22 protein-coding genes are annotated in these 21,738 nt (G+C 44.8%); 4 read left to right on the forward strand and 18 right to left on the reverse strand.

Annotated features, from left to right (window positions below):
• Window positions 1–6: 6 nt before the first annotated feature.
• From VZF35_RS01460 to VZF35_RS01505, 10 genes are all read right to left on the reverse strand, one after another.
• Window positions 7–255 (reverse strand): ASKHA domain-containing protein, encoded by a 249-nt coding sequence (locus VZF35_RS01460; RefSeq protein WP_407310315.1) that lies wholly within the window; start codon window positions 253–255, stop codon window positions 7–9.
• Complete coding sequence (locus VZF35_RS01465) at window positions 215–736, reverse strand: ASKHA domain-containing protein (RefSeq protein ID WP_407310317.1); 522 nt, start codon at window positions 734–736, stop codon at window positions 215–217. Before VZF35_RS01465 ends, VZF35_RS01460 begins: the two co-directional genes overlap by 41 nt.
• Window positions 727–1,641, reverse strand: a complete 915-nt coding sequence (locus VZF35_RS01470) for a 2Fe-2S iron-sulfur cluster-binding protein (RefSeq protein ID WP_407310318.1) — start codon at window positions 1,639–1,641, stop codon at window positions 727–729. Before VZF35_RS01470 ends, VZF35_RS01465 begins: the two co-directional genes overlap by 10 nt.
• Complete coding sequence (locus VZF35_RS01475) at window positions 1,638–2,651, reverse strand: uroporphyrinogen decarboxylase family protein (RefSeq protein WP_407310320.1); 1,014 nt, start codon at window positions 2,649–2,651, stop codon at window positions 1,638–1,640. The genes VZF35_RS01470 and VZF35_RS01475 overlap by 4 nt, the downstream gene beginning before the upstream one ends.
• Window positions 2,648–3,292, reverse strand: a complete 645-nt coding sequence (locus tag VZF35_RS01480) for a B12-binding domain-containing protein (RefSeq protein ID WP_407310322.1) — start codon at window positions 3,290–3,292, stop codon at window positions 2,648–2,650. Before VZF35_RS01480 ends, VZF35_RS01475 begins: the two co-directional genes overlap by 4 nt.
• A gap of 135 nt (window positions 3,293–3,427) precedes the next feature.
• The gene (locus tag VZF35_RS01485) at window positions 3,428–4,588 is read right to left on the reverse strand and encodes a PLP-dependent aminotransferase family protein (RefSeq protein WP_407310324.1); all 1,161 of its coding nucleotides are present in this window, start codon (window positions 4,586–4,588) and stop codon (window positions 3,428–3,430) included.
• Window positions 4,589–4,769: 181 nt separating this feature from the next.
• A complete protein-coding gene (locus VZF35_RS01490) occupies window positions 4,770–6,920 on the reverse strand; it encodes a putative bifunctional diguanylate cyclase/phosphodiesterase (RefSeq protein ID WP_407310326.1) in 2,151 nt (716 codons plus the stop codon).
• A gap of 32 nt (window positions 6,921–6,952) precedes the next feature.
• Entirely contained in the window at window positions 6,953–8,077 is a 1,125-nt protein-coding gene (locus VZF35_RS01495) for a PAS domain-containing protein (RefSeq protein ID WP_407310328.1), read from the reverse strand.
• A gap of 149 nt (window positions 8,078–8,226) precedes the next feature.
• Window positions 8,227–9,726 (reverse strand): glycerol kinase GlpK, encoded by a 1,500-nt coding sequence (glpK, locus tag VZF35_RS01500; RefSeq protein ID WP_407310330.1) that lies wholly within the window; start codon window positions 9,724–9,726, stop codon window positions 8,227–8,229.
• A 177-nt stretch (window positions 9,727–9,903) separates the two neighbouring features.
• A complete protein-coding gene (locus VZF35_RS01505) occupies window positions 9,904–11,493 on the reverse strand; it encodes a diguanylate cyclase (protein ID WP_407310332.1) in 1,590 nt (529 codons plus the stop codon).
• Between the two features lie 135 nt (window positions 11,494–11,628).
• Here VZF35_RS01505 and VZF35_RS01510 point away from each other — a divergent pair, with 135 nt between their 5' ends.
• Window positions 11,629–12,273, forward strand: a complete 645-nt coding sequence (locus VZF35_RS01510) for a TVP38/TMEM64 family protein (protein WP_407310334.1) — start codon at window positions 11,629–11,631, stop codon at window positions 12,271–12,273.
• A gap of 72 nt (window positions 12,274–12,345) precedes the next feature.
• Here VZF35_RS01510 and VZF35_RS01515 read toward each other — a convergent pair whose 3' ends face one another.
• The 3 genes from VZF35_RS01515 to VZF35_RS01525 all read right to left on the reverse strand — a co-directional run bounded on the left by VZF35_RS01515 (window position 12,346) and on the right by VZF35_RS01525 (window position 14,999).
• Window positions 12,346–13,293 carry a TIM44-like domain-containing protein gene (locus VZF35_RS01515; RefSeq protein WP_407314398.1) on the reverse strand — a complete coding sequence of 316 codons (948 nt, stop codon included), beginning with the start codon at window positions 13,291–13,293 and terminating at the stop codon, window positions 12,346–12,348.
• A gap of 14 nt (window positions 13,294–13,307) precedes the next feature.
• The gene (locus tag VZF35_RS01520; RefSeq protein ID WP_407314400.1) at window positions 13,308–13,994 is read right to left on the reverse strand and encodes a PspA/IM30 family protein; all 687 of its coding nucleotides are present in this window, start codon (window positions 13,992–13,994) and stop codon (window positions 13,308–13,310) included.
• Window positions 13,995–14,381: 387 nt separating this feature from the next.
• Window positions 14,382–14,999 carry an SGNH/GDSL hydrolase family protein gene (locus VZF35_RS01525; RefSeq protein ID WP_407310336.1) on the reverse strand — a complete coding sequence of 206 codons (618 nt, stop codon included), beginning with the start codon at window positions 14,997–14,999 and terminating at the stop codon, window positions 14,382–14,384.
• A gap of 122 nt (window positions 15,000–15,121) precedes the next feature.
• Between VZF35_RS01525 and VZF35_RS01530 the strand changes: the two genes are divergently transcribed.
• Together VZF35_RS01530 and VZF35_RS01535 are read left to right on the forward strand one after the other, a co-directional pair.
• On the forward strand, window positions 15,122–15,868 hold the full coding sequence (locus tag VZF35_RS01530; RefSeq protein WP_407310338.1) for a cation diffusion facilitator family transporter: 747 nt from the start codon (window positions 15,122–15,124) through the stop codon (window positions 15,866–15,868).
• Between the two features lie 11 nt (window positions 15,869–15,879).
• Window positions 15,880–16,104 (forward strand): hypothetical protein, encoded by a 225-nt coding sequence (locus tag VZF35_RS01535; RefSeq protein WP_407310340.1) that lies wholly within the window; start codon window positions 15,880–15,882, stop codon window positions 16,102–16,104.
• Between the two features lie 38 nt (window positions 16,105–16,142).
• Here the strand turns inward: VZF35_RS01535 and VZF35_RS01540 are convergent, their stop codons facing one another.
• The 4 genes from VZF35_RS01540 to VZF35_RS01555 form a co-directional block, all read right to left on the reverse strand.
• On the reverse strand, window positions 16,143–16,649 hold the full coding sequence (locus tag VZF35_RS01540) for a GNAT family N-acetyltransferase (RefSeq protein WP_407310342.1): 507 nt from the start codon (window positions 16,647–16,649) through the stop codon (window positions 16,143–16,145).
• A 70-nt stretch (window positions 16,650–16,719) separates the two neighbouring features.
• Entirely contained in the window at window positions 16,720–16,884 is a 165-nt protein-coding gene (locus tag VZF35_RS01545) for a Spo0E family sporulation regulatory protein-aspartic acid phosphatase (protein WP_407310345.1), read from the reverse strand.
• Window positions 16,885–17,005: 121 nt separating this feature from the next.
• On the reverse strand, window positions 17,006–17,677 hold the full coding sequence (locus tag VZF35_RS01550; protein WP_407310347.1) for a DNA-3-methyladenine glycosylase family protein: 672 nt from the start codon (window positions 17,675–17,677) through the stop codon (window positions 17,006–17,008).
• 19 nt (window positions 17,678–17,696) lie between these two features.
• Window positions 17,697–18,743 (reverse strand): phosphodiester glycosidase family protein, encoded by a 1,047-nt coding sequence (locus VZF35_RS01555; RefSeq protein ID WP_407310349.1) that lies wholly within the window; start codon window positions 18,741–18,743, stop codon window positions 17,697–17,699.
• Between the two features lie 314 nt (window positions 18,744–19,057).
• On the opposite strand from VZF35_RS01555, the gene VZF35_RS01560 reads away from it, so the two are divergent.
• Window positions 19,058–19,309, forward strand: coding sequence for a DUF4405 domain-containing protein (locus tag VZF35_RS01560; RefSeq protein ID WP_407310351.1), 252 nt, complete (start codon window positions 19,058–19,060; stop codon window positions 19,307–19,309).
• A 53-nt stretch (window positions 19,310–19,362) separates the two neighbouring features.
• Here VZF35_RS01560 and VZF35_RS01565 read toward each other — a convergent pair whose 3' ends face one another.
• On the reverse strand, window positions 19,363–21,654 hold the full coding sequence (locus tag VZF35_RS01565; RefSeq protein WP_407310353.1) for an HD domain-containing phosphohydrolase: 2,292 nt from the start codon (window positions 21,652–21,654) through the stop codon (window positions 19,363–19,365).
• Between the last annotated feature and the right edge of the window lie 84 nt (window positions 21,655–21,738).

A 21,738-nucleotide genomic window follows, 5' to 3' on the forward strand; every position in this document is an offset into this window, starting at 1 on the left:
CCCTCCTTAAGACTCAAACCAAAGCAAGTCTTCATGGGGAAAAAACAGCGCTTTGATGAATTCATCCATAAAGGAAGGATGTTCCCCCATATTCAGCAGTTCAACCTTAGCAAGTACTTGCACCAATTCTTGCTGGAGTTCCTCGGAAACCAGGACCATACGGGCGCCATCACCAGCAGCGTTGCCCACGGAAGTGATGGTCTCCGGGTGGTAATTAGGCAGCAGCCCTATGGTGATCGCCTGGTCGAGCGGCAAATAGGTGCCAAAAGCCCCCGCGACATAGACTCGGTTGATTCCGGCCAGAAACCCCAAACTCAGCGGCCAAAACCGCCGCCGCTGCATAAACCGCTGCTTTGGCTTTTTGCAGTTCCCCGATGTCCCTGTGGGTTAAACCGATTTTCTTCTTGTTAGGCAGATCAAGGACATAGGCGGGCTGTCCTTTGATCAAGCCGTTCGATTTCACTAAATGACCGTGCGAATCAACGATTCCCTTCTTTAAGAGTCCGGCCAGCAGACTAATCGCCCCACTTCCGCATAACCCAAGCGGGGGAAGATGGTGAATCGTTCGAACCGTCGCATCCGGAGAAGCCAAATCAACGTCGTCGATCGCCCCCGGCTGAGCCTGCATCCCACACTCTAAGGCTCCCCCTTCAAACGCCGGGCCGGCACTGGTGGAGGTGACCAGAATCCGTTCTTGGTTCCCTAAGGCTACCTCGCTGTTCGTTCCTAAGTCCACAAATAAGAACGGTTCCGGGGAATGAATAACCCCTGTGGCCAAAAGCCCTGCCAGGAGGTCGCTCCCGACGAATCCTCCCACAAGGGGCAGCACCTCCACCAAAGTCGTCGGCTCAAGCAAAAGGGGAACCTCTCCCCCAGGTCGGCAACCCTCAGGGTTAAGCCCTCCGTGAGTACAGGCGCAAAGGGATGTTGGCTTAACGACCGCAGGTCTAACCCTAAAAAGGAATGGTGCATAAAGGCATTGCCCACCAGAACGATCCGCTCAACGTCCCCCCTTGGCCAACCGGAACCCTGCAATAAGGTGATCAGCAACTCATTAAGACCCTGAAAAAGAGCTGCGCGTAATTCCTTGGAGCCGTCTGGCGAATTTACACCATAATTGGAACGGGTAAGCACATCCGCCCCATACAGAGCCTGAGGATTGGGCACCGCGGCTGAACGCCAAAGAGTTTGGCTTTTCAGATCATGCAAATATCCTGCCAAAGTAGTCGTACCTAAATCAACAGCAATTCCCAGAACCTGTTTGACCCCTCCAAAATCCTGACGAGGGGGATAGGAACTTAAATCAAGCACCTTAGCCGATTCCTTCGCCAAAGGGACCCAGGCCCGCAGGCTTTCGCTCGGTATCCAGATGTCCACATCGCGGCTGACTCGGGTCAAACAAGCTAAACGATACCCCTGGGCCGTTAGCTCAGCACCGAGGCTAAGATTTTCCGCGAGGGTTAATTGGCTCAAGCCCTCCGTTTTCCGGTCAGAAATAATCAGACATTTTCCGCAGGCACCGTTCCCAGTACAGAGAGAAGTGAGCGGCAAGCCCACTTTCCGGGCGCCTTCCAAAACAGTTGTCCCGGCAGGCACCGTGACCCTAACCTCCATGGGCAGAAAGCATATTTCACAGTTCATGACGACTTGCACCTCAACAGCTGAATTAAGTATTCCAGATTACGGGGATCGGAGTCTAAAGGGATTTCACAGCCGGTACCGAGGATGTAGCCAAGCTCCCGTCCCTGTTTAAGGTCTCCGGCTAAACCCTCAGCCAGTTGATCCCTTCTCCCCTTTAAAAACAGCAGCGGGTTAAGATTGCCGCACACGGTCTTCCGAGAAAGAACCTGGGAGGCTCGGCTGAGATCAACCGGCGAATCAAGGGTGACCAAATCAAGCTCCAGCCCGGCTATTAAGGGCAAAATCGGCGTGGCATTCCCGGTAATCTGCAGCCAGTTAGCCTTTGAATAGCTGCGTCTCAAGTTAGTAAAAATCTCTTGCAAAAGAGGCTGGATAAAGGCTCGAAATACTTCCGGAGGAAAAATATTGGGGGATGCCGAAGGCTCATTGATCATTACGCCGTGAACCCCGACGGCACCTAAAGCCCGTGCAAAGGTTTGGGTAACTTGCGCCGTAAAAGCCAAAAGCCGGGTAAAGCCCTCAGGCTCGTCAATCAGTAAGTACATCAAATTTTCGATGCCAAAAATTTGAGTGGCCAGAGTAGTAGGCCCTAAGGCCTGTCCCACGACAAAGTGCTCCCCGGCGTCCTGATCCAGGAGCATTTGACAGGCCTCTAAGAGAACAGGCATCCGCCCTGCCGAGTAAGGGTCCGGAATTGACAAATCTTCAACCCGCCGCCAATTATCGATTAAAGGGGATTTGATATGGGGATAGGCCTCAAGGGCAAAGGTAATCTCCGTTCCGAGAGCTTCGGCTTCGACACAATAATCCAGCGCAGAAAACAGAACATCATTCTGAAAACGTTGAGCCGCTGCCAACTGAGCCGAGACTAAAACCTCACTTTTCGTCAAATAATCCGGCAGGGCAATTCCCGCTGAAGTCGCGGCAAATCCGGAAGTCTGCAGGAAAAGAGGCAGCCGATCGACCTGAGCAAACCGCTTAGCCGCCAGGACCCGTTCTAAAGAGTTCATGCCCCTTCTTCCTGCTCTCTCTGTAAATAATGCAGAACTGCAAAAGCATCCTTGGCAACGTAATCCACAGCAAGTTCCTCAGCCGTGGCCTGCTGCAAGGCCGCTCCACCGGCCACAATCTTAGTGCTCAAACCCTCTCGGTCGACTAATTCCTTAATTTGACGTACATAAGGCATAACTACTGTAATTAATCCCGAAACGAAAATATAATTCGCCTTTTCTTCGCCGGCAGTCTGCACAAACTTAGCGGGTTCTACATCTTTACCCAAGTCGACAACCCGATACCCCGCCGTTCTTAAGATAATTCTCACGACATGTTTCCCCAGCTCATGAATATCCCCTTTTATTGTACCTAAAATAATCGTCCTATTTTTCACATTTAATTCAGAAGGACTTAGATGTTTGGCTACAACTTTGTCCATGACATCCATCAAAGCACGCCCCGCCAGCATAATCTCCAGTAAATTAAAATCGTCTGAGGTACACTTAACATCTAACGCTTGCAGCGCGGGCAAAAGACCGGCTTGAACAATGGTGTAGACATCTGTCCCTTCGGTCAGCAATGTTTCAGCATAGGTCACCGCAGCTTTATTATTGCCTACCGTGACCGCCTGGACTAGGGTTGCTAACTGTAAAGCCATTTAGGAACGTTCCTTTCTTAATTTTCCTTCATCATATATCGCTCAAGTATTTAACACAAGGAAAACCAACCTCAAACCAAGAAAGCGTCAGGCCTATGAACAAAGTCATTGACCTAACGCTTTTGAAGTATGACTCTATCCTACGATCGCTCGAGCTAAGCGCTGAATCCCCTCATTAATGACATCCGGCGTTGAGCAGGAATAATTTAAGCGCACCTCTGAAGTAACACGTTGGTCTGTATAAAAGAGCGCTCCCGGAACATAGAGTACATTTTGACGAATGGTCTCCTCAACGTAATCAAAACTGTTGGTAATATTTTTAAATCGAGCCCAAAGGAAGAGCCCTCCTGAAGGAATGATCATTTCGACTTCGTCACCCAAATAGTTTTCTATCGCCTCAACCATGGCCTGCCTTCGTTCTTTGTAAACCTTCCTCAAAGTCTCGATATGTCCGGGAAGCAGCCCTTCGTTTAAAAATTCGATGACAGCGCGTTGAGTGAGATTATTGCTGTGCAAGTCTACTCCTTCTTTTGTTTGACAAAGGTGATCAACAATATCTGCCTCTGCCACCACATAACCGACTCTTAGTCCCGGTGCTAACACTTTAGAGAACGTACCCAGGTAAATTACATTTTCACCAAGATCGAGGAGATTTGGCAGCTTCTCCCCTTCAAAACGCAGCTCCCCATAAGGATTATCCTCCACGATCAGCAAATCGTAAATCTGAGCTACCCGTAAGAGCTGCAGCCGCCGGGCAAGCCCCATTACCTTGCCCGATGGATTTTGGTAGTTGGGAATAAGATACAGAAATTTCGGGGTAACTTCCTGGAGCATTTTTTCCAGTTCTTCCGGAATGATCCCTTGGTCGTCGCAGGGAATCATCCGAAATTGAGCACGGAACGCTTGGAAGGCCTGGATGGCCCCTAAATAAGTGGGCATTTCTAAAAACACAACATCCCCCGGATCTAAGAAGGTTTGCGCCAACAAACTCAGTCCTTGCTGACTTCCGGTGGTTACAACAATGTTTTCCATCTCAGCCGGTTTCCCATTCATTAAATGTTGTTTAGCGAGCCATTCTCTTAGTGGTGGATGCCCCGCAGTTTGAGCATATTGGAGAGCAGATTTTCCCTGTTCTTCAAAAACCCGCTGGAAACTGCGCTGCAAGGCTTGATCTGGGAATAGTTCATGCGCAGGTAATCCACCAGCAAAGGAAATCATACTTGGGTTTTGAGCTGCTTTTAACATTTCACCAATAAAACTATCTCCTGTTTCGGCCATCCATTTTGCATAGTTCATACCAAATCCTCCTAAAGAGCCACCTGATCTATCAAGTATCTCATTATTTCGTCTTGTTATATAATTGATTGAGTATATAATTCTACTTTTGAAAATAACATTCCTGCTTCACAGCCGATAAATAATACTTACCTTGCTATTAAAAAAATATTATTAAAACATCTCTCTGACGAGAGAACGATCACTCTTCTGGAATTAAGAAATGCCTTTCAATTTCTTCCGCCAACAGAGGTTTACTAAAGAAAAATCCCTGCATTTCGTCACAGCGCTTGTCCTTAAGAAAGGTCCATTGAGTCTCGTTTTCAACCCCTTCGGCTATCACTTTGAGCCGGAGATTTTGAGCTAACAGAATGATCGTGGTGATGACTGCCTCACCATTATCGTCTACTTGAATATCTCTTACAAACGACTGATCAATTTTTAACGTATCTACCGGAAGCCGTTTCAAATAATTCAAAGACGAAAACCCTGTTCCGAAATCATCAATGGATATCCGCACCCCTAATTCTTTGAGACGATGCAGCATCTCGACGGAGGTCTCTCCTTTTTCCATGGCAATACTTTCTGTGATTTCAATTTCCAGCCATTGAGGGTCAATGTTTGTCTCGTAAAGTACTTGGGCTACGGTTTCAATAAAATTAGCTTCTTGAAATTGGCGGGCGGAAATATTGACCCCAATACGCAGCGGTTTAAATCCCTGCCTTTGCCACTCGACATTTTGAGCACACGCTCTGCGCAGCACCCATTCCCCGATGGGAACAATCAGACCTGTTTCTTCAGCAATCGGAATAAAAGCGTTCGGCGAAACGAGTCCCCGCTCAGCAGAGTTCCAGCGAATTAAGGCCTCCAACCCTACGATACACCCGGTATCGAAATCCACTTGAGGTTGATAATAAAGAACGAACTCATCCCTTTCTAAGGCCTTGCGCAGGCTGTTTTCCAGAGACAATCGTTCATGAGCTCTAAAATTGAGCTCTGGAGTAAAGAATTGATAGTTTTTTCTGCCTTGTTCTTTAGCATAGTACATCGCCGCATCCGCTTGCTTGACCAAGGTTTCTAAATCGTCTCCATCGTTAGGATAAAGGCTTATCCCTACACTCGGGCTGATAAAGACTTCATTCCCGTCAAGTGAAAAAGGTTTAAGAAAAATATCTAAGATTCTTTCCGTTATTGAGGCCGCCTCTTCCATTTGGAGGATATCAGGAAGAAGCACTAAGAACTCATCTCCGCCTTGACGTGCTATAGTATCTCCTTCGCGCAGAGCCAGCTGAAGGCGTTCCGAACATAGGTTTAAGAGAAGATCTCCCATATTATGCCCCATCGTATCGTTGATTAGTTTAAAATGGTCCAAATCCAAGAACAAGACAGCCAACCTACTCTTCTTGCGTCTTGCCTGGGCTAAGGCCTGATTTAATAGTTCATTGAATAAGAGCCGGTTCGGAAGCCCTGTTAGGGCATCGTGCTGAGCTTGGTGAGCCAGTTCGCGCATTAAGTTCCGCTTATCACTGACATCGTGAAAAACGAGAACCCCGCCAATGACTTTTCCCTGACGGTCGCGAATGGGAGCCGCCGAATCTTCGATAGCTATCTTCCGTCCATTGTGATGAATCAAGACGGTATGATTGGCTAACCCAACAATGCGTCCTTCTCTCAGGCACCGAACAATTGGATTGACAGCCGGCGCTCCAGTATCTTCATTGACGATCTGAAAAACCTTTTCTAAAAACTGACCCGCTGCTTCAGTATTTGTCCAACCTGTTAAGCTTTCTGCGATCGGATTGAGATAATCAACAATTCCATTGACATCGGTGGTGATCACGGCATCCCCAATGGAATCCAAAGTGACTTGCGCTCGTTCTTTCTGCAGCCAAATCATGGCTTCGGCATTTTTGCGTTCGGTCGTTTCGCGAATAATGCTGATAACAATCTGGTTTCCGCGGTAAGTTGCTCCTTTGGAGCTGACTTCGACGGGGAAAATACTTCCGTCCTTGCAGCGATGCAGACATTCAAACTTAATCCCGTCCTTCGCTCCCTGAAGCTGATCTAAAAGTACAATTCTATCGTCGTTCAAGCGTAGATCCTGAATATGTATACTGGTTAACTCCTCATGGGTATAACCATAACGCTTCACAGCCGCCTCATTGGCATCAAGAATCCGTCCGTCCGGTTGAACAAAGAGAATAATTTCCAAGGAGTCCTCTGCTAATAGGCGATAGCGTTCCAAATGTTCCCGATCTTGAGCATAATTAAACGTTAAGGCTAATTGGAGGGAAAAATGCTCCAAAAGGGCAATTCGTTTTTTGTCAAAAAAATCAGTCTCATGGGAATACAAAGCCAACGCACCAAACGTCTCTCCCTGATGTGTCAGGGGAAGGCTGCCACAGAACGAAGTTCGTTGAATTCAATAAAATCCTTCCAGGCTTCATAAAGGGGGTTGCCTTCTAAAGTATAGATATGTTTTTCCCCTGTTTGAATCGTCTGTCCAACAGCACCATGACCATAAAGAGACTCGTCCCACCGAACAATAGGCGGATCCGGATTCGTAATTCCTGCTTGGGCTCGAAATTGAACCATCCCATCGTCCTTTTTCATTCCTATCCAAACCCAGGGAAAATCCATTTCTTCAACTAGCTGTTCACAGAGATATTTTTTTATTTCGGACAAGGGTTTTTCTTGCAGCACTAAACGATCAATCTCTTTTAAAAGATGTTCGTAATTTTCCGAGATTCTTTCTTCCGTAATATCTACAAGAGTCGTGACAATTTCCTGATCATGTTCTGAATTTAAATTCCGGATTACGTCTGAATGAATTGAAAGCCAGGATTTCAGGTTATTTTCACTTGAAACCTCTATTTCACGATAAAGATTATAGCCTGTCTTACCAGAAAATGCATCCTTCGGCAGTTCCCCCCAACGAAACGGGGTGCCATCCGAGAACTTGGCTTGCCAAGTTTCCTCGAGCGGAGTGGGGCCAGTCAACTGGGGACGGCTAAGCTTTAACAACCGATAAGCTGCATCATTAGCGTGAATCGTCCTGCCAAAGCGATCCTGCACTAAAATTCCGCTTGAAATCCCCTCATAGATTCGGCGGTAATACGCTTCCTGTTCTTGGAGTTCATAAAACTGCTGCTTTAGCTCTTCCTCCGCTGACACAAGCTCTTCATGCGTCGCTTCCATTTCTTCGTGGGCAGTCTCAAGCTCTAGATGCTTTAACTGTAATTGTTTATAACTTTCCTCCAGGGCCTCCTCAGAATCTTGAAGTGATTTTAGCCCAAAATAAAAGAGAAAGTAGAGGAGCACCGACGTCACAACAAAATACAGCCACCCTTTAACCACTGATAACTGAATAAATAACTCATGGTCTTGGACGAAGAAACCTAATACACGATCCGAGAAGAGAATCCACAAACCACCGAGCAGTGCGTAGAGACTCGTCATCCTTATAGGAGTTACACGTTTTAAATTATCCCATTTCAGACTCCCTTTCATAATGGATCCCTCCTTAAATTTTCATTCTCGAAGTTTCATGAAAATTCCTGCTAATAATTGGATTTATTATTAAATTTGACAAAAAAAACACAATATAGAAAGAAGGCAACTAGTTTGTTACCTTCTTTCTATATTACTCTTAATTATACCTATTCTTCATCCCAATCCAAAGTACGTTGGACCGCTTTTTGCCAGCCTTTGTAGAACTTCGAGCGCAGCTCAGGAGCCATCTTCGGCTCAAACCGACGATCCAAACACCAACTTGCTTTCAATTCATCCTGATCACGCCAAAAGCCAACAGCTAAGCCCGCTAAATATGCTGCGCCCAGCGCAGTTGTTTCTATCTCTTGCGGACGTTCCACAGGAACCCCGAGAATATCCGCCTGAAACTGTAATAAAACATTATTTTCTGCTGCTCCGCCATCCACCTTTACGGACTGAAGATTTATCCCAAGGTCTTTCTCCATGGCAGTTAAAACGTCCTTAGTCTGATAGGCCATAGATTCCAGTGTAGCTCTGATTAAATGATTTTTATTGGTTCCCCGAGTCAGACCATAGATAGCCCCGCGAGCCCTCATGTTCCAATAAGGTGCCCCAAGCCCTGTGAACGCAGGAACGACATAAACTCCAGCTGTATCGGAAACCTCTCGGGCTAATGCTTCTGATTCTTTGGCCGAAGAAATAAGCTGCAATCCATCCCTAAGCCACTGAAGTGCGGCCCCAGCGATAAATACACTTCCTTCTAAAGCATACTCCACTCGACCATTGATGCCCCAGGCGATCGTCGACAACAGACCATGCTGAGACGCAACAACTCGCTCTCCAGTATTCATCAGCATAAAGCAACCGGTTCCGTAGGTATTTTTCACCATACCAGGTGCGAAACACATCTGTCCAAATAAGGCTGCCTGTTGATCTCCCGCAATTCCGCTGACAGGCACACCCTGACCAGCAAAGACTCCATAAACTGCCTCCCCGTAAACCTGACTGGAAGGCTTTACTTCTGGCAAAAGAGAGTATGGAATTCCTAATTCCATCAAGATATCCTGATCCCAAGATAAAGTATGGATATTATAAAGCATCGTGCGCGAGGCATTCGAGTAATCCGTAACATGAACGCTCCCGGATGTCAGTTTCCAAACAAGCCAAGAGTCTATCGTGCCAAACAAAAGATCCCCGCGTTCAGCTCTCTGACGTACACCTTCGACATTTTCCAATATCCATTTAATCTTCGTCCCCGAAAAATAAGCATCCGGCACTAAACCAGTTTTAGCTCGAATTGTCTCTCTCCAACCCTTAGCAAGCAAATTCTCCACCAATCCAGCGCTACGGCGGCATTGCCAGACAATGGCGGGGGCCACCGGTTCACCTGAGACTCGGTCCCAGATAATCGTGGTCTCTCGCTGATTTGTGATCCCCACCGCAGCGATTTCTGAGCAGGTGATCCCTGTTTTGGCTAAGACATCTATCAGAGCTTGGTATTGCGATTGCCAAATCTGAAGGGCATCATGCTCCACCCATCCCGGCTGTGGATAACACTGAGGAAATTCTGCCTGAGATACACCCAGGATCCTGCTTTGATGATCGAAAAGTATGGCCCTCGAACTTGTCGTCCCCTGATCCAGGGCCAGTATATATCTCTTTTCCAAGTCAATCACTCCCTCTAGCTCTTTCCACAAATAGGCCGCTAAATCCTATTTCTAATGTATAGCCCAAGCCTACCCATTGCAAGCAAATCTTTCCTTGGGCGCGGAACGTAAAAAACAGCATGCTGTTGTCATGCCGTTACTAATTCGCACCCATTCAGGTAAACGATATGGATTTGTCTAACCCGAGACAATTTGTCCTTTACCATTCTGTTTTCCAATATAGAGCCGATGATCGGAAACTTTGTATAACGTCTCATAATCTTGAGATTCTGTCGGGAACTCCGCGACTCCAATGCTGATTCCTAAGCCATATTGTTCAAGATCTAAATTATTCTTTAACCGTTCCATAATCTTTATAGCATCAGGACCAGCCTTCAAGTCGGTAAGAACAACAGCAAACTCATCTCCGCCAGTTCGGGCGACAATATCACCTAAACGGACAGATTTTTGCAGGTTTTGAGCGACATGAACGAGGGCTAAATCCCCGGCAGGATGCCCTTGGGTATCATTTAACTTCTTAAAGCCGTCTAAATCCAGCAATAAAAACTGAAAGGTCGAACCTCGCCTCAAAGTACTTGCCATTTCTCCTATAATCCGCTGTTCAAAGCCTTGACGATTTAAGATCCCTGTCAGGCGATCCGTTGTCGCCAAGTGTTTTAACTCCGACCTTTGCCGAATCGTCTCCAAGGACATGCTCAACATCCGAACAAATGCTGAAAGTATCTCTTGTGTTTGTTCAATATCTCTGACTCCAGAATCCATTAACCACAGTTCTCCGACAATCCCCCGATAGGTAATGATCGGGTGAATAAAGATTTTTCTGACGGGGTTAGGAAAATCCTTTTGATCTTGTTCTTCAAAGATTCTTAAGGTTGGGGTCGAGCTTGGAACATATCCCGTGGGAAAATGAGCTTGTTTATCGTGATTCATCCATTCTCGCCAGATATCTTCAAACTGTTTAAGGCGACCAAAAGGGGAACGCAGGCTCCATTCCCCTTCCATTTCCATATGGAAGAAACCCGCTTCAAGATATAAAATCTCCATGGCCATTTCCCCGGCTTCAGTCAATAGTTGATCCTCCGACACTGCCTTAACCAAAATTTCAGTTCCTCGTAAAAGCAGCGATAAAGCTTGTTCCCGCTCCAAAGCCGCTAAACGCAATTGTTGTTCATAGACATTTGAGGAGATCAAAGGCATAAGTTGTTCCAACCAGTAAACGCTGTCTTTGTCAAAGGATAAAGGATCGCAGCTGAAGAGGGTCAGCAAACCAAACAACTGGCCAAAATGGACGAGAGGGACACATAAAATTCGGCGTATTCTAAATTCGCGTAAGTTTTTGCTCCACGCCTTAAAACAATAACTGTTTTTTGACTCTCCGGGGTGGCGTTCATTCCCTTGCTCGTCAATTTCATGAAGTGTCATTTTAGGTTCAAGAAAAGTATCCCCCATAATTCCATCTGTAACAAAGTTGCGAAAATCTGAGGGCAGAAAGCTAGATGTTAAGAATCTTTCCTGTTGTTCTGTGCGAGCGCTAATGGTAAGAGAATGAAATTTCTTTTCTTGAAAGAGCCATATACCAGCCATTGTCGAGTTAAAAAAATCGAGCCCTCGACTTGTCAAAATTTTCAAGGCGTCTTCCAGATTTTCTTCATGATTAATTTCCTGAAGAAGCGCAAAAATATCCTCAGGTTTCAGACAATACGTCTGAGATTGGACAGGCATGGGGCTTATCACCCTTTCATTCTCATCATTCTCATCTTTACCCATATTTTATCACAAACCGGCAAAAGAAAAAGTGCCTTTTCACGTTCCATTAAATATTCACTTCTATTCAAAGGTGCCCATAATGTGTTAGGATAGACTTATTCGATTTGTTAAAACTCTTCATTGGGAGGGTATGACTTGAAAAAAAAGCATTTCTCGTGTCTCACCTTGTTGCTCTCCCTCTCTCTCGTTATTGTTCTTTATCCCAAACTTCAGCATCCTGACATCTTTCAAGCGTTTATCAAACAGTGGGGAAGCCTAAGTCTTTTGATTGATTTGTTAATAATTGCACTACTTATGCTTTTTCCTGTTGTTCCTTTTGTTTTGGTTGCTGGAGTAAATACCCTCCTATATGGATGGGTCGACGGTTTCCTGCTCTCATTATCGGGAAGCCTGCTTGGGGCTGTTCTTGGTTTTTGGTTTGCCCGTACTCTCGGTCAAGCATGGGCACAGCCAAGAGTTGAGAAACTGGGCAAATGGGGGACGCTTATTGAAAGCAACAGTTTTTCGATTGTCTTTCTCTCGAGACTTGTTCCCGTTCTTCCTTCCGCGGCCGTCAATTACGCTGGCGGATTGTCTCAAATGTCCTTCCCATCGTTCCTACTTGCGACCTTCATGGGGAAATTCCCTATGATTATTTGGGAATCCTGGGTGGGCCACGACTTCTGGAAAGCGTCTCATCATCCTGGTCGTTTATTGATAGCCCTAGGCATCGGAGTTCTCCTTTTTGGATCCGTGGCACTCTATTGGTACACTACTAGCAGAACAAACCCCCAAGGATAATACATACATACAAACAACGTACACGGCACATGTGTACGTTGTTTTGACGTTCAATGCTTATAAGCACTTTCATTATTTATTTTCTCCGCGGGCTATCTTGGCCACTTCTAAAGCATCCTCCTGGTATATATTAGAGAGCAGCCAACGTTCATCCTGCCAGACGAACTCCCAAAACTCAGTGAAATAAAGTCGGTGAAGCTTATCTCCGGAAATCTCTCGTCCGCCAGAATCGACCGTATAATCGATCAAACTCGCTGAGACCATCACCATGAAATGTTCTGTCGCTTCATCCAAATGACTGTGAATAAACTCTATGTCCTCTGTGCTGAGCAAAGGTTCCTTGATCACATTGCGTTCTCCGCGAGCATTCATTCCTTGCAGATCTAATTGGTACTTGTTTTCCAGTGTCTTAGTCACGTACTCATGAGCAGCAGAAAGATCCTGTCGGCTCCAAGCATCTTGCAGCCAAAAGAAGACCTGCCGTACTCGACCGATTAGAAAATCGCGGTCCCAACGCGGGAAAGTTTCTGCGTAATAGCGCATGTTTTCCCGTGTAAAGCTGATCGCCTTGCCAAAACGTTGGAGATTATCGGCATTCGTAATGGGTCTGCCTGCCAAATCCAAGGGAATTGATTCGTCAGAAGGTCTCTCCATCACGGATGGCGTCCTCCTGGGATTATATCGGGTTTTGCTCCAAGTGCGCGAAGAGCGCAGTGCCTTGAAGACCAGATAGAGAATCACCATTAAAAGGAGGAAGCTAAATATGGAACCTGAAGACGAACCTCCAAAGAAAAAGAAGGGGAAAGGAAAGAATCCGCCAAGTCCTCTGCCGGAATAGCCCCCGGAATATCCGCCGGAGAAGGACCCGCCGCTAAAACTCCTCCCAGAGCTTCCACCGGAACTTCCGCCTAAGCTTCCGCCGACTCCTCCGCCTCCGCGCGCCAAGACCAGGGTAACCTTAGTTGCTAAGAGCATAAGAGTTGTGCTGACAACCCCTAAACATTTTGTCCTCAGCTTCATGCCCATCACCTGACTTACTCCTTATCTAAGCCAACTTTTAGTCCCGCTTTAAGTTTGGCTAATTCATCTTCCACTTCGGAATTCGCTTTGCTTTTTTCCAATTCTGCAAATTGATCCTCAAGGGAGTTGGAATGCATCATAACGCGTGAAGCTTTAGCTTCTGCCTCCATACGTTCCACTCGATCCTTCATACGATCAATGTCCGCCAAAGGATCATGAGAGGAAAGTCCAGAAACAGCTTCATTAGCGTGCTTCATGGTTTGCGCCCGGCGCTGCCGCATTATTAAATTGTTTCTTTCCGTTTTGGCCTTCTCTAATTTTTCACTCAAGACACGCAGATTGTCCTGTAAGTCTGCGACGGCTTTGCTCTGTTCGGCAAGTTGAGATTCATAATCAAGTTTACTGGCTTCTGCTTGCTTTTTATAGGTTAATGCAGTACGGGCTAAGTCATCTTTTCCCTGCTGAACGGCGAGGGTTGCCTGACCTGTGCGCAGTTCAATTTCTTTGCGCAGATCCGCAATACGCTCCTCCAATTGAATCTTATCCGCTACAGCGCGGTTCACCTGAATTTGGAAGTTACGAACTTCTTCTACTGCGCGTTCCACATAGAGATTTAACATTTTTTCCGGATCTTCGGACTTATTTACCATATCCATAATATTTGCTTGCAGCAGATCTTTCACCTTACTAAACAAACCCATACCTTTATCAGTCCCCTTTCTTTTCATTGTTCCTATCCAGGGATACCCTAAGTTTTTCCTGGACTATTATCATGTAATGTTATGAAGGTTACTCTTATTTTATCTATTTTACCAGCATTTGCAATCTTTAATATATTCCCCATTTCGCTAAAGAATTCTTAGTCTGTGGATAAAAAAAGAGTCTAAACTGTCTGACACCAACCATAAGTAAATGATTGGTGTCAGAATTTTCATTTTACTGTCAGAAAGTATAACTTCGTTGAATACTTTCTACAGCATAAGTGCAACTAACGGCTTCTGCTTTCGCAAGCTCGGCACAAGCCGAGTTTTCTTTATCCCAGTGTCTACTTGGGAGCAGTTCACTGCCGAAGGCTATCTTATCATTTCTTAAGCTCGGGCAAAGGCCCTAGCAATTCTCTGATAGCCTTCTGCATTGGGATGAGCAAAATCCGGGCCAATCAGCAGTTGCTCTTTCCCACAGAACTCTTGATCAATCCGAGCGACATTCCCTGCATAATGGTTAGCCCAAGCAACGATCATTGAGTTGGCTTGATCCAGTATTTGTTGAGCTTGACGGGTGTACTGTGCATACGGACCGGCTGGCAAGGGATTGTAAAAAGTCCCTATTTTGACAATCGCCCTTGGGTTAAGGCTTCTGAGTTCCTCCCCAATCAGACACAGCGTTTTTCCCAGACGATTCAGAGTTAAAGTCAACTGAGGAAGATCAACGACTTGAGAAGAATTTCTCAGAGAATGAAGCAGATCGTTTGAGCCAATTGTAAGAGTTATCAAGGACGCTTGACAAACTTGATGACGTACCCCAGAATTTTGCCGCAGTAATCCAAGCAGCCCGCTGGTCGTTAAGCCGTTAATCCCTAGGTTAAGAAGTTGCAAATCCGGCTCATGCCTTCTTAAATATTGGGCATAGACCGTTGGAAATGAAAAGGCCGTTCCAACTCCATACCCTGCAGTAATGGAGTCACCCAAAGCTAGATATAAAGACACATTCTCACCAACTTTCCACGATCAATATTCCTTAATAGGGTATGATTACCAATCGATTTCTGTCACGCCCAGTGAATAAAGCCCTATATTTCAGGGAAGCTAAGAAAAAACAATTGAATGGTGTGGATAGAGTGAGTGGTCTTTGGGAACTGATTAGGAAGGGGAATACATCCTCTCTTTATGCTTCATTAGGAAATCTGGCTCTCGTATTAATCAAAGGGTTCGCTGCTTTCACGAGCGGCAGTGGTGCTATGTTTGCCGAAGCCATGCACACGGGGGCCGATACCGTAAACCAAATCTTTGTTTTTATTGGCAGTATCCTCGCCGAAAGGAAACCAACACCCCGATTCCCTACCGGGTTTGGCAGGCTCATTAATGTATTCTGTATGGGGGCCGTAATTATTGTAACCATTATGGCTTATGAAACTGTTCTGGAGGGAATACATCTCATTCAATATCCTACTTCGTTTCAGACACTGGGATTTACCGTTTTGAGCCTTATTGCCTCCATGGGAACAGATGGTTATGTTCTTCATAAAGCCATCCGGGAGATTGGAAGAGAAACACACAGCGAGCAGCGAGGATTAAGTCTAATCCCTTTTGCCCTTAAAAATGTTAAACAAGCCTCTCCTCCGACCCGTTTGGTCTTCTATGAGGACCTTGTTGCCACGTTCGGAGCAGTACTTGCTTTGAGTGCAATTCTTCTTTCGCGCTTTACGCCGATTAAGGCTCTTGATGGATTTGCGGCAATCATTATCGGCCTGCTTATGGGGGGGTGGCCTTTAGAGTTGGCTATGACAATATGGTCGGGCTTATCGGCGTTTCTGCCCCTAAAGAGGTCGAAGACAAGGTATCCCAGATCATTTTAGCCGATCATGCAGTGACAGATATCAACAAAATGCGCATTTTACAAGAAGGACGTTTTTATCATGTGGAAAGCTATATCGAGCTAGGCAGAGGATTAACTCTTGCCGAAGCGGATCAGATTAAAGCAAGAATTCGGGATAATTTACTGGCTTACGAGGATGTAACGGATGTCACCCTTGGAATCATTGAAGATAACGGGGTTAAAGATTGGCGGCCCACTGAACCTGCCACTCCTTAACAATAGAAAAAGTCCTAAAACATTCATCGGAGGATGTTTTAGGACTTTTTCTCAAAAATTTTATCATAACAGTAAAATGGGGCGTCCTTTCCGGGAAACTTTATCTCTCCAATAAACTTATAACCACATTTCCTAAAGAGAATCTTCATCTTTTCATTCTTAGAATTCGTATCCGTTTTTAAATAAGTGATTTGACTGTCTCTGGCAATCGTCTCAGCGAAGTTCATCAGTTCAATACCAAGCCCATTTCTCCGGTGTTCGGGGTGAACCGACATCCTATGAATAACCATACTTTCCTGAGCAGAGGACCATTCAAGATCGCAATACTCGTCAGGCTCAACCTTATTGACACAAATAAACGCAACAAGGTTCCCATCACGTTCAATAACGTATAAATTTCCGGCCTCAATATCCCCTTGGAAATCTTTTGTCTGTGGGTAATTTTCATCCCATTGATAATTTTGGTATGAATGCATCTCCAAAATCGTCTTTTCAATAATGTCCATTATTTGCGGGATATCGTCTAAAACTGCTCTTCTCAGCAACTTGAAAACTCCTCTTAATAATGTCTTACCATCATAATCACGACAGCAAGATCCTTAGTTTACTAATACACTAGCCAAAAAAATTTTTAATGATATTATGGTAGAGCGTCAAATAGGAATCCAACCGTTGGCTAAGGTTTACCACTTCAGGGTCAACGAGGGACTTATTTTGAGCTAAACTAATGAGCTGAGATCTTAAACACTCAATCAGACCTAAAACTTCGTCTGGACTCATTCTATCCCCCCAAGCCTAATTCCTTATTTCTTGACAACATCTTACCTTAATTACCAGGAGAATTCAATTCATTCGACAAAACTCCCTGCTTAAAAAGAAACGTCGTTTTACTGGGTGAACTTCACTCTACAGATAAAGCCCATAAATAAAGGGATGCCACAGAACAGTAGGGAGAATACCTTTTTCGATAACGTTCAAACCTCTCCTTCGAAAGTTCCTTGTGACCGTATAAATTCATCATACCCCTGCAGATTGCCAGATCTTTATAACTCAGCACATTCAGGCGGTTCAGAGAAAATATCAGGAGCATTTCAGCGGTCCAAACACCGACACCGCGCAGAGACGACAATTTAGAGATGATTTCCTCATCCGTCAGAGTATGGATCTTCCGGAAATCCATATCACCCGCAAGTGCCGCCTCTGCTATCCCTTTGATATAGCCTGCCTTACGTTCGGACATGCCGCAAGCTTTGATTTCCGTGAGGCTCACCCGAGCAATCCTTTCAGCCAAACTGATTTTCTCGGTTTCTCTGGCAGCAAGAGGAGCATTTTCAGTCTTCCGCACATTTAGCAGCGTATACAATCTATTCCAAACCGTTTCTGCCGCCTTACTGGAAATCTGCTGACTGACAACGCTGGAGATCAAAGCGGTAAAAGGATCTGGTGTTATTTCACGCTGAATTAGACCGATCCTGTCAATAGCAGCGCCCAGTTTTTTGTCTTTGCGTTTAAGATAGTCAATTTCCTCTTGACCGTAGATGAAGATGGGCCTGGATTTACCGGCAACATTCATAACTCTTACTCCCTATAGGCTATTTTACGATAAAAAAGGATGGTACATGCCGTTCGCCGTATTGACTCGACGGATGATTGACGATCTTGCCATCATAGTAAAGAACTGTTGAAGCACCGCCGTCAAGATTCGCCACATTATAAGCGCCGTATTCAAGCATGATATCCTGCACATCTTTAAGCGTCGCGCCTAAAGAACCGATCTGACGTCCATCAATGACCAGCATCAAAATACTGCCGTCTTTTGTCTGGCCGATTGCTGTCCTGGGGGCGATGCCCCATCCTCCGTCGCCATGGGTAATCGCTGGTTTACCGTCGACTACAAGAAAAGGGCTGAAGGTGACAGCGTCTCTTATCCCCATTTGTTTGATTTGGTCTAGGGTATAATGGCCAAGAACCAAGACATTATCGCGGTCCAAACCAATGATATCAAAGGAAGAGGCTGCATCTTTATAGAGAATACGACCGTTCGAAATGAGAATACCCAAGGGTTGACCGCCGTTACCGTTACCCTGAGGATCATCGAAGACCCCTCCGTTAATTACGGCACTTGCTCCGTTCTCCTTGGCAATATCTTCGGCTTTTTCTCCCACCTGGCCAAGATAACGTGTCGCAGCTACCTTAACACGGCCAGGATCCTTGACTTTAAGCAAATAACCTTTGAAACCTTTTTGACTGATATCGATAAGTTCGGTACCTGTATTTTTGCTAGTTCCAGACACCTTAATATCAGACGGATGAGAGTTTCCCAGTTCTGTCGCCTTATTGTTATCCAGTATCCTTTGAATCTCTGCCTCACTAAACAAGCAGGTTGCCAAGTATTGGTGATTCATCGTCGTCATCGCACTCGTTACCCATAATTCCCGCAACATCTCAAATGGCTGGATGGGTGCATATAAAAACCCAAAAAAGCACAAGCTAAAGATAAGGATAAGGCTAATCATCCCTGTTAAGAGCTGCCTTAATCTTTTTTTCTTGCGGCTGTAATAATAGATTCCAGCAGGTTTTCTATTGGGTCTTGGCTGAATCATTGGATTTGAAGAGCTAGGAATCCCAATATTACTCATTTTGCCTCCATTTTATAAAAATAATCATGATTCTTCAAATATCTATATTCTACACTATATTTCTCAATAAAGTTTAGCCAATTTATAGAAAAACCCGCAGATCAATCCACGACCTGCGGGGTAAAAGGGTGAAGGTGTAATTATTTAAACGCGCCCACACCATGTTTCCATCTCTATCACAGTTTAGCTAACTGGATGAAAACTTAATAGATTGAGTATATCTTTAAGAAAGACACTAAGCAACATCTTCTACTCAATGATCGATCAATGCATAATCCTGCCGGTTTTAAATATCTTTAATTGGGTGGTGCGTTATGAACAGATCAAGAAGCAATTTCCTGCTCGATACCCTATTGATCTTATTGTTGCTCGTGATTACTGCGACGGGGCTGCTCGTATGGTTCGTCTTTCCATTTGATTCAGGCAGAGACGATCTGTCTATGTTCCTTGAAGGAATACACAAATGGACATCGATAATGTTTGTCGCTGCGTCGATTTATCATTTCTTTGCCCATTGGGAGTGGTACAAGAGAACCTTCCAAAACCTACATAGAAAGAGGCATTAAAAGCGTCCTCCCTTCACTTTAATTAGTGAAAGGAAGACGCTTTTAATGCCTCATCAATCGACGAGGCACTTATTCAAAAAAACGTCGACGATCTCAGGGTCAAACTGGCTTCCGGCACAACGTTTTAGTTCATCCACTACGGCCGCATAGGGCATAGCTTTTCGGTAAGGTCGATCATTAGTCATAGCATCGTAAGCGTCGATTACCGTAAGAATACGACATTCAACCGGAATGTTATAACCACTTAACCCTAACGGATAGCCGGCTCCATTCCAATTTTCATGATGTCTTAATATCCAATCGGCGATCGGCAGAAGATCCGGGGAAGCCTTGGCGATTCTATATCCGATCTCGCAATGGGTTTCCATGACGGACTTCTCTGAAGTTTTTAACCTAGCTCGTTTAAATAAAATGTGGTCAGGGATCCCTACCTTTCCTATGTCATGAAATTTAGCAAATAAGCGCAAATCCGAGAGTTTTTGTTCTGAAAGACCGACTTTACGACCTAGTAGAAGTGCTAAATTTTCCAGCCTTTCCGCATGCCCTTCAGTAATAAAATCCCGTGCTTCCAGGGCTTTTGTCAGCGTTTGAACGATTGAACTTTTAGCGCTTTGCACCTGGAAAAGCTTATCTCGGTTCATATTAAAATCGGCTTCACGTACTACATCCAAGGTAATCTTACCAGACCCACCGTATCCATAACCAACAGACACACTGAATTTTATCTCCAAGTTAAGAATTTGATCTTCGACAGTATTTCTAATCTTGAAATAAGCCGTTTCTATTTCTTCGCTGCTGCATGGGACAAGAATTATTGCAAATTCATCTCCACCGATCCTGGCAACAGTCCCTTTATGAGGAAACAACTTCAATAAAACATTCGCCAAGGTTTTCAGAATCTCATCGCCGACATTTGTGCCAAAACTATTGTTGATCAGGTTCAGCCCATTTATGTCAACCATTATAATTCCAACGTCTGCAGCCTGCCTATGGTCCAGTTCTTGGATCTTCGTGTCGAAATATTCGCGATTATATAATTTGGTAAGATTATCATGATAACTTAGATAGTAAAGTTTATCCTCAGCTTTTTTCCGTTCGGTTATATCGGAAAGGGATATAATCGTAGTTGTAGTTTCCGGAATTAAAGCACTATTAACAATAACATACTTTGTTTTCCCGTCGGATAGCCTTAATTTTGTTTCGTATTGCTTAGGGACATCCTGATCACCATTTATTCTTCGTTGATAATACTCTTTTATTTTCTCAGCTTCGTCAGGGGCTAAAAACCATTGTAGGTTTGTTCCTACGAGAACTGCGCTTGAAAATCCCAATAAATGCTCGGCTTGTTGGTTGACCATAGATATGACAAGTCCCTTTTCGAGTATAAGAAAGGCAGAAGCCGATGCCTCAAAGATGGTTTTATATTTCTTCTCCAACAAGAGTTGATCCGTAATATCCCAGGCAAAAGTCAACCAGGCTTTTCGTTGATCAGGCCAAAGAATGGATTTTCTTGACATTAAGTAATCACGATTAAGCATCCGATTATGAACTCGCTGCATACTGTCATTGTTGTTCAGTTGAACTAAACAATCTTTGCAAGGAGCCTCCAGACCATAAAAAGACTGATAACAAATCTGATCTTTGAGGTCCTTGTTATAAAGAGCTTCCAATGTTTTACTGGAAAATAAAATTCTATAGGTAAGAGAGTCAACAACATAAGCAATGGCATTAGTTCCGGCAAACATGGCATTTAAGACTGCAGTGCTGGACTGATTCAGCTCAACTTCTTCTTCCAGTTTATAGCGCCTTAGAGCTTCAACGATCAGATCACTAATCTGGACAATAAACTCCATCATATCTGGGCTAAGAAGTTCCGCTTCTTCGTCTGCAATCTGAATGGTTCCGATCACGTTTTCATCGTGGATTAACGGGATGATCGCAAAGGTTCGAAATCCTTTTCTCACGCACTCACCCCGAAATTGAGACTGTTTGTCCTCAGAAAGGTTCTCATAAAAACTAATGAGATTATTGGAACAAACGTAACATTTCTCACTAAGAATGCTTAGGTCAGCCGGTTCAAATTGCTGTCGAAAAACTCTCTTGCATAAACACTCATCATCAAGTGACAGGTCAGATTCTAAGGTTAAAAAGTCGTGCTCAAAACCAATAGTCGCATAGTAGGGGATTTTTCCATCATCACTGCGAATTCTTATCCCTACACAACGACATTTTGTACGCTCAGATATACACCGGATGACCGCATGAAGATAATCTCTACACGAATAATCTTCTGTAAACAGTTCTAGTAAACTTAAAACAGCATCTAAGTTTGCCTGAACACTCAACTTTATTATCCCCCTTTCTGTAGCAATTTGAGGCTTAGATATTGAGCAAATAACGACCTCTTTCAGCTGCAGAAAACTATGGAT

The organism is Desulfosporosinus paludis (genome assembly GCF_045689965.1).
Taxonomy (GTDB): Bacteria; Bacillota; Desulfitobacteriia; order Desulfitobacteriales; family Desulfitobacteriaceae; genus Desulfosporosinus; species Desulfosporosinus paludis.

What these genes read in the sequence shown, in the direction of transcription:
- VZF35_RS01495 (WP_407310328.1), bottom strand. Translation starts at nt 8,077, where the DNA reads ATGAAAGGGAGTCTGAAATGGGATAATTTAAAACGTGTAACTCCTATA.
- VZF35_RS01555 (WP_407310349.1), bottom strand. Translation starts at nt 18,743, where the DNA reads ATGAGTAATATTGGGATTCCTAGCTCTTCAAATCCAATGATTCAGCCA.
- VZF35_RS01545 (WP_407310345.1), bottom strand. Translation starts at nt 16,884, where the DNA reads ATGAGTCCAGACGAAGTTTTAGGTCTGATTGAGTGTTTAAGATCTCAG.
- VZF35_RS01480 (WP_407310322.1), bottom strand. Translation starts at nt 3,292, where the DNA reads ATGGCTTTACAGTTAGCAACCCTAGTCCAGGCGGTCACGGTAGGCAAT.
- VZF35_RS01475 (WP_407310320.1), bottom strand. Translation starts at nt 2,651, where the DNA reads ATGAACTCTTTAGAACGGGTCCTGGCGGCTAAGCGGTTTGCTCAGGTC.
- VZF35_RS01515 (WP_407314398.1), bottom strand. Translation starts at nt 13,293, where the DNA reads ATGAAGCTGAGGACAAAATGTTTAGGGGTTGTCAGCACAACTCTTATG.
- VZF35_RS01550 (WP_407310347.1), bottom strand. Translation starts at nt 17,677, where the DNA reads ATGAATGTTGCCGGTAAATCCAGGCCCATCTTCATCTACGGTCAAGAG.
- VZF35_RS01520 (WP_407314400.1), bottom strand. Translation starts at nt 13,994, where the DNA reads ATGGGTTTGTTTAGTAAGGTGAAAGATCTGCTGCAAGCAAATATTATG.
- VZF35_RS01560 (WP_407310351.1), top strand. Translation starts at nt 19,058, where the DNA reads ATGAACAGATCAAGAAGCAATTTCCTGCTCGATACCCTATTGATCTTA.
- VZF35_RS01505 (WP_407310332.1), bottom strand. Translation starts at nt 11,493, where the DNA reads ATGGGTAAAGATGAGAATGATGAGAATGAAAGGGTGATAAGCCCCATG.
- VZF35_RS01470 (WP_407310318.1), bottom strand. Translation starts at nt 1,641, where the DNA reads ATGAACTGTGAAATATGCTTTCTGCCCATGGAGGTTAGGGTCACGGTG.
- VZF35_RS01485 (WP_407310324.1), bottom strand. Translation starts at nt 4,588, where the DNA reads ATGAACTATGCAAAATGGATGGCCGAAACAGGAGATAGTTTTATTGGT.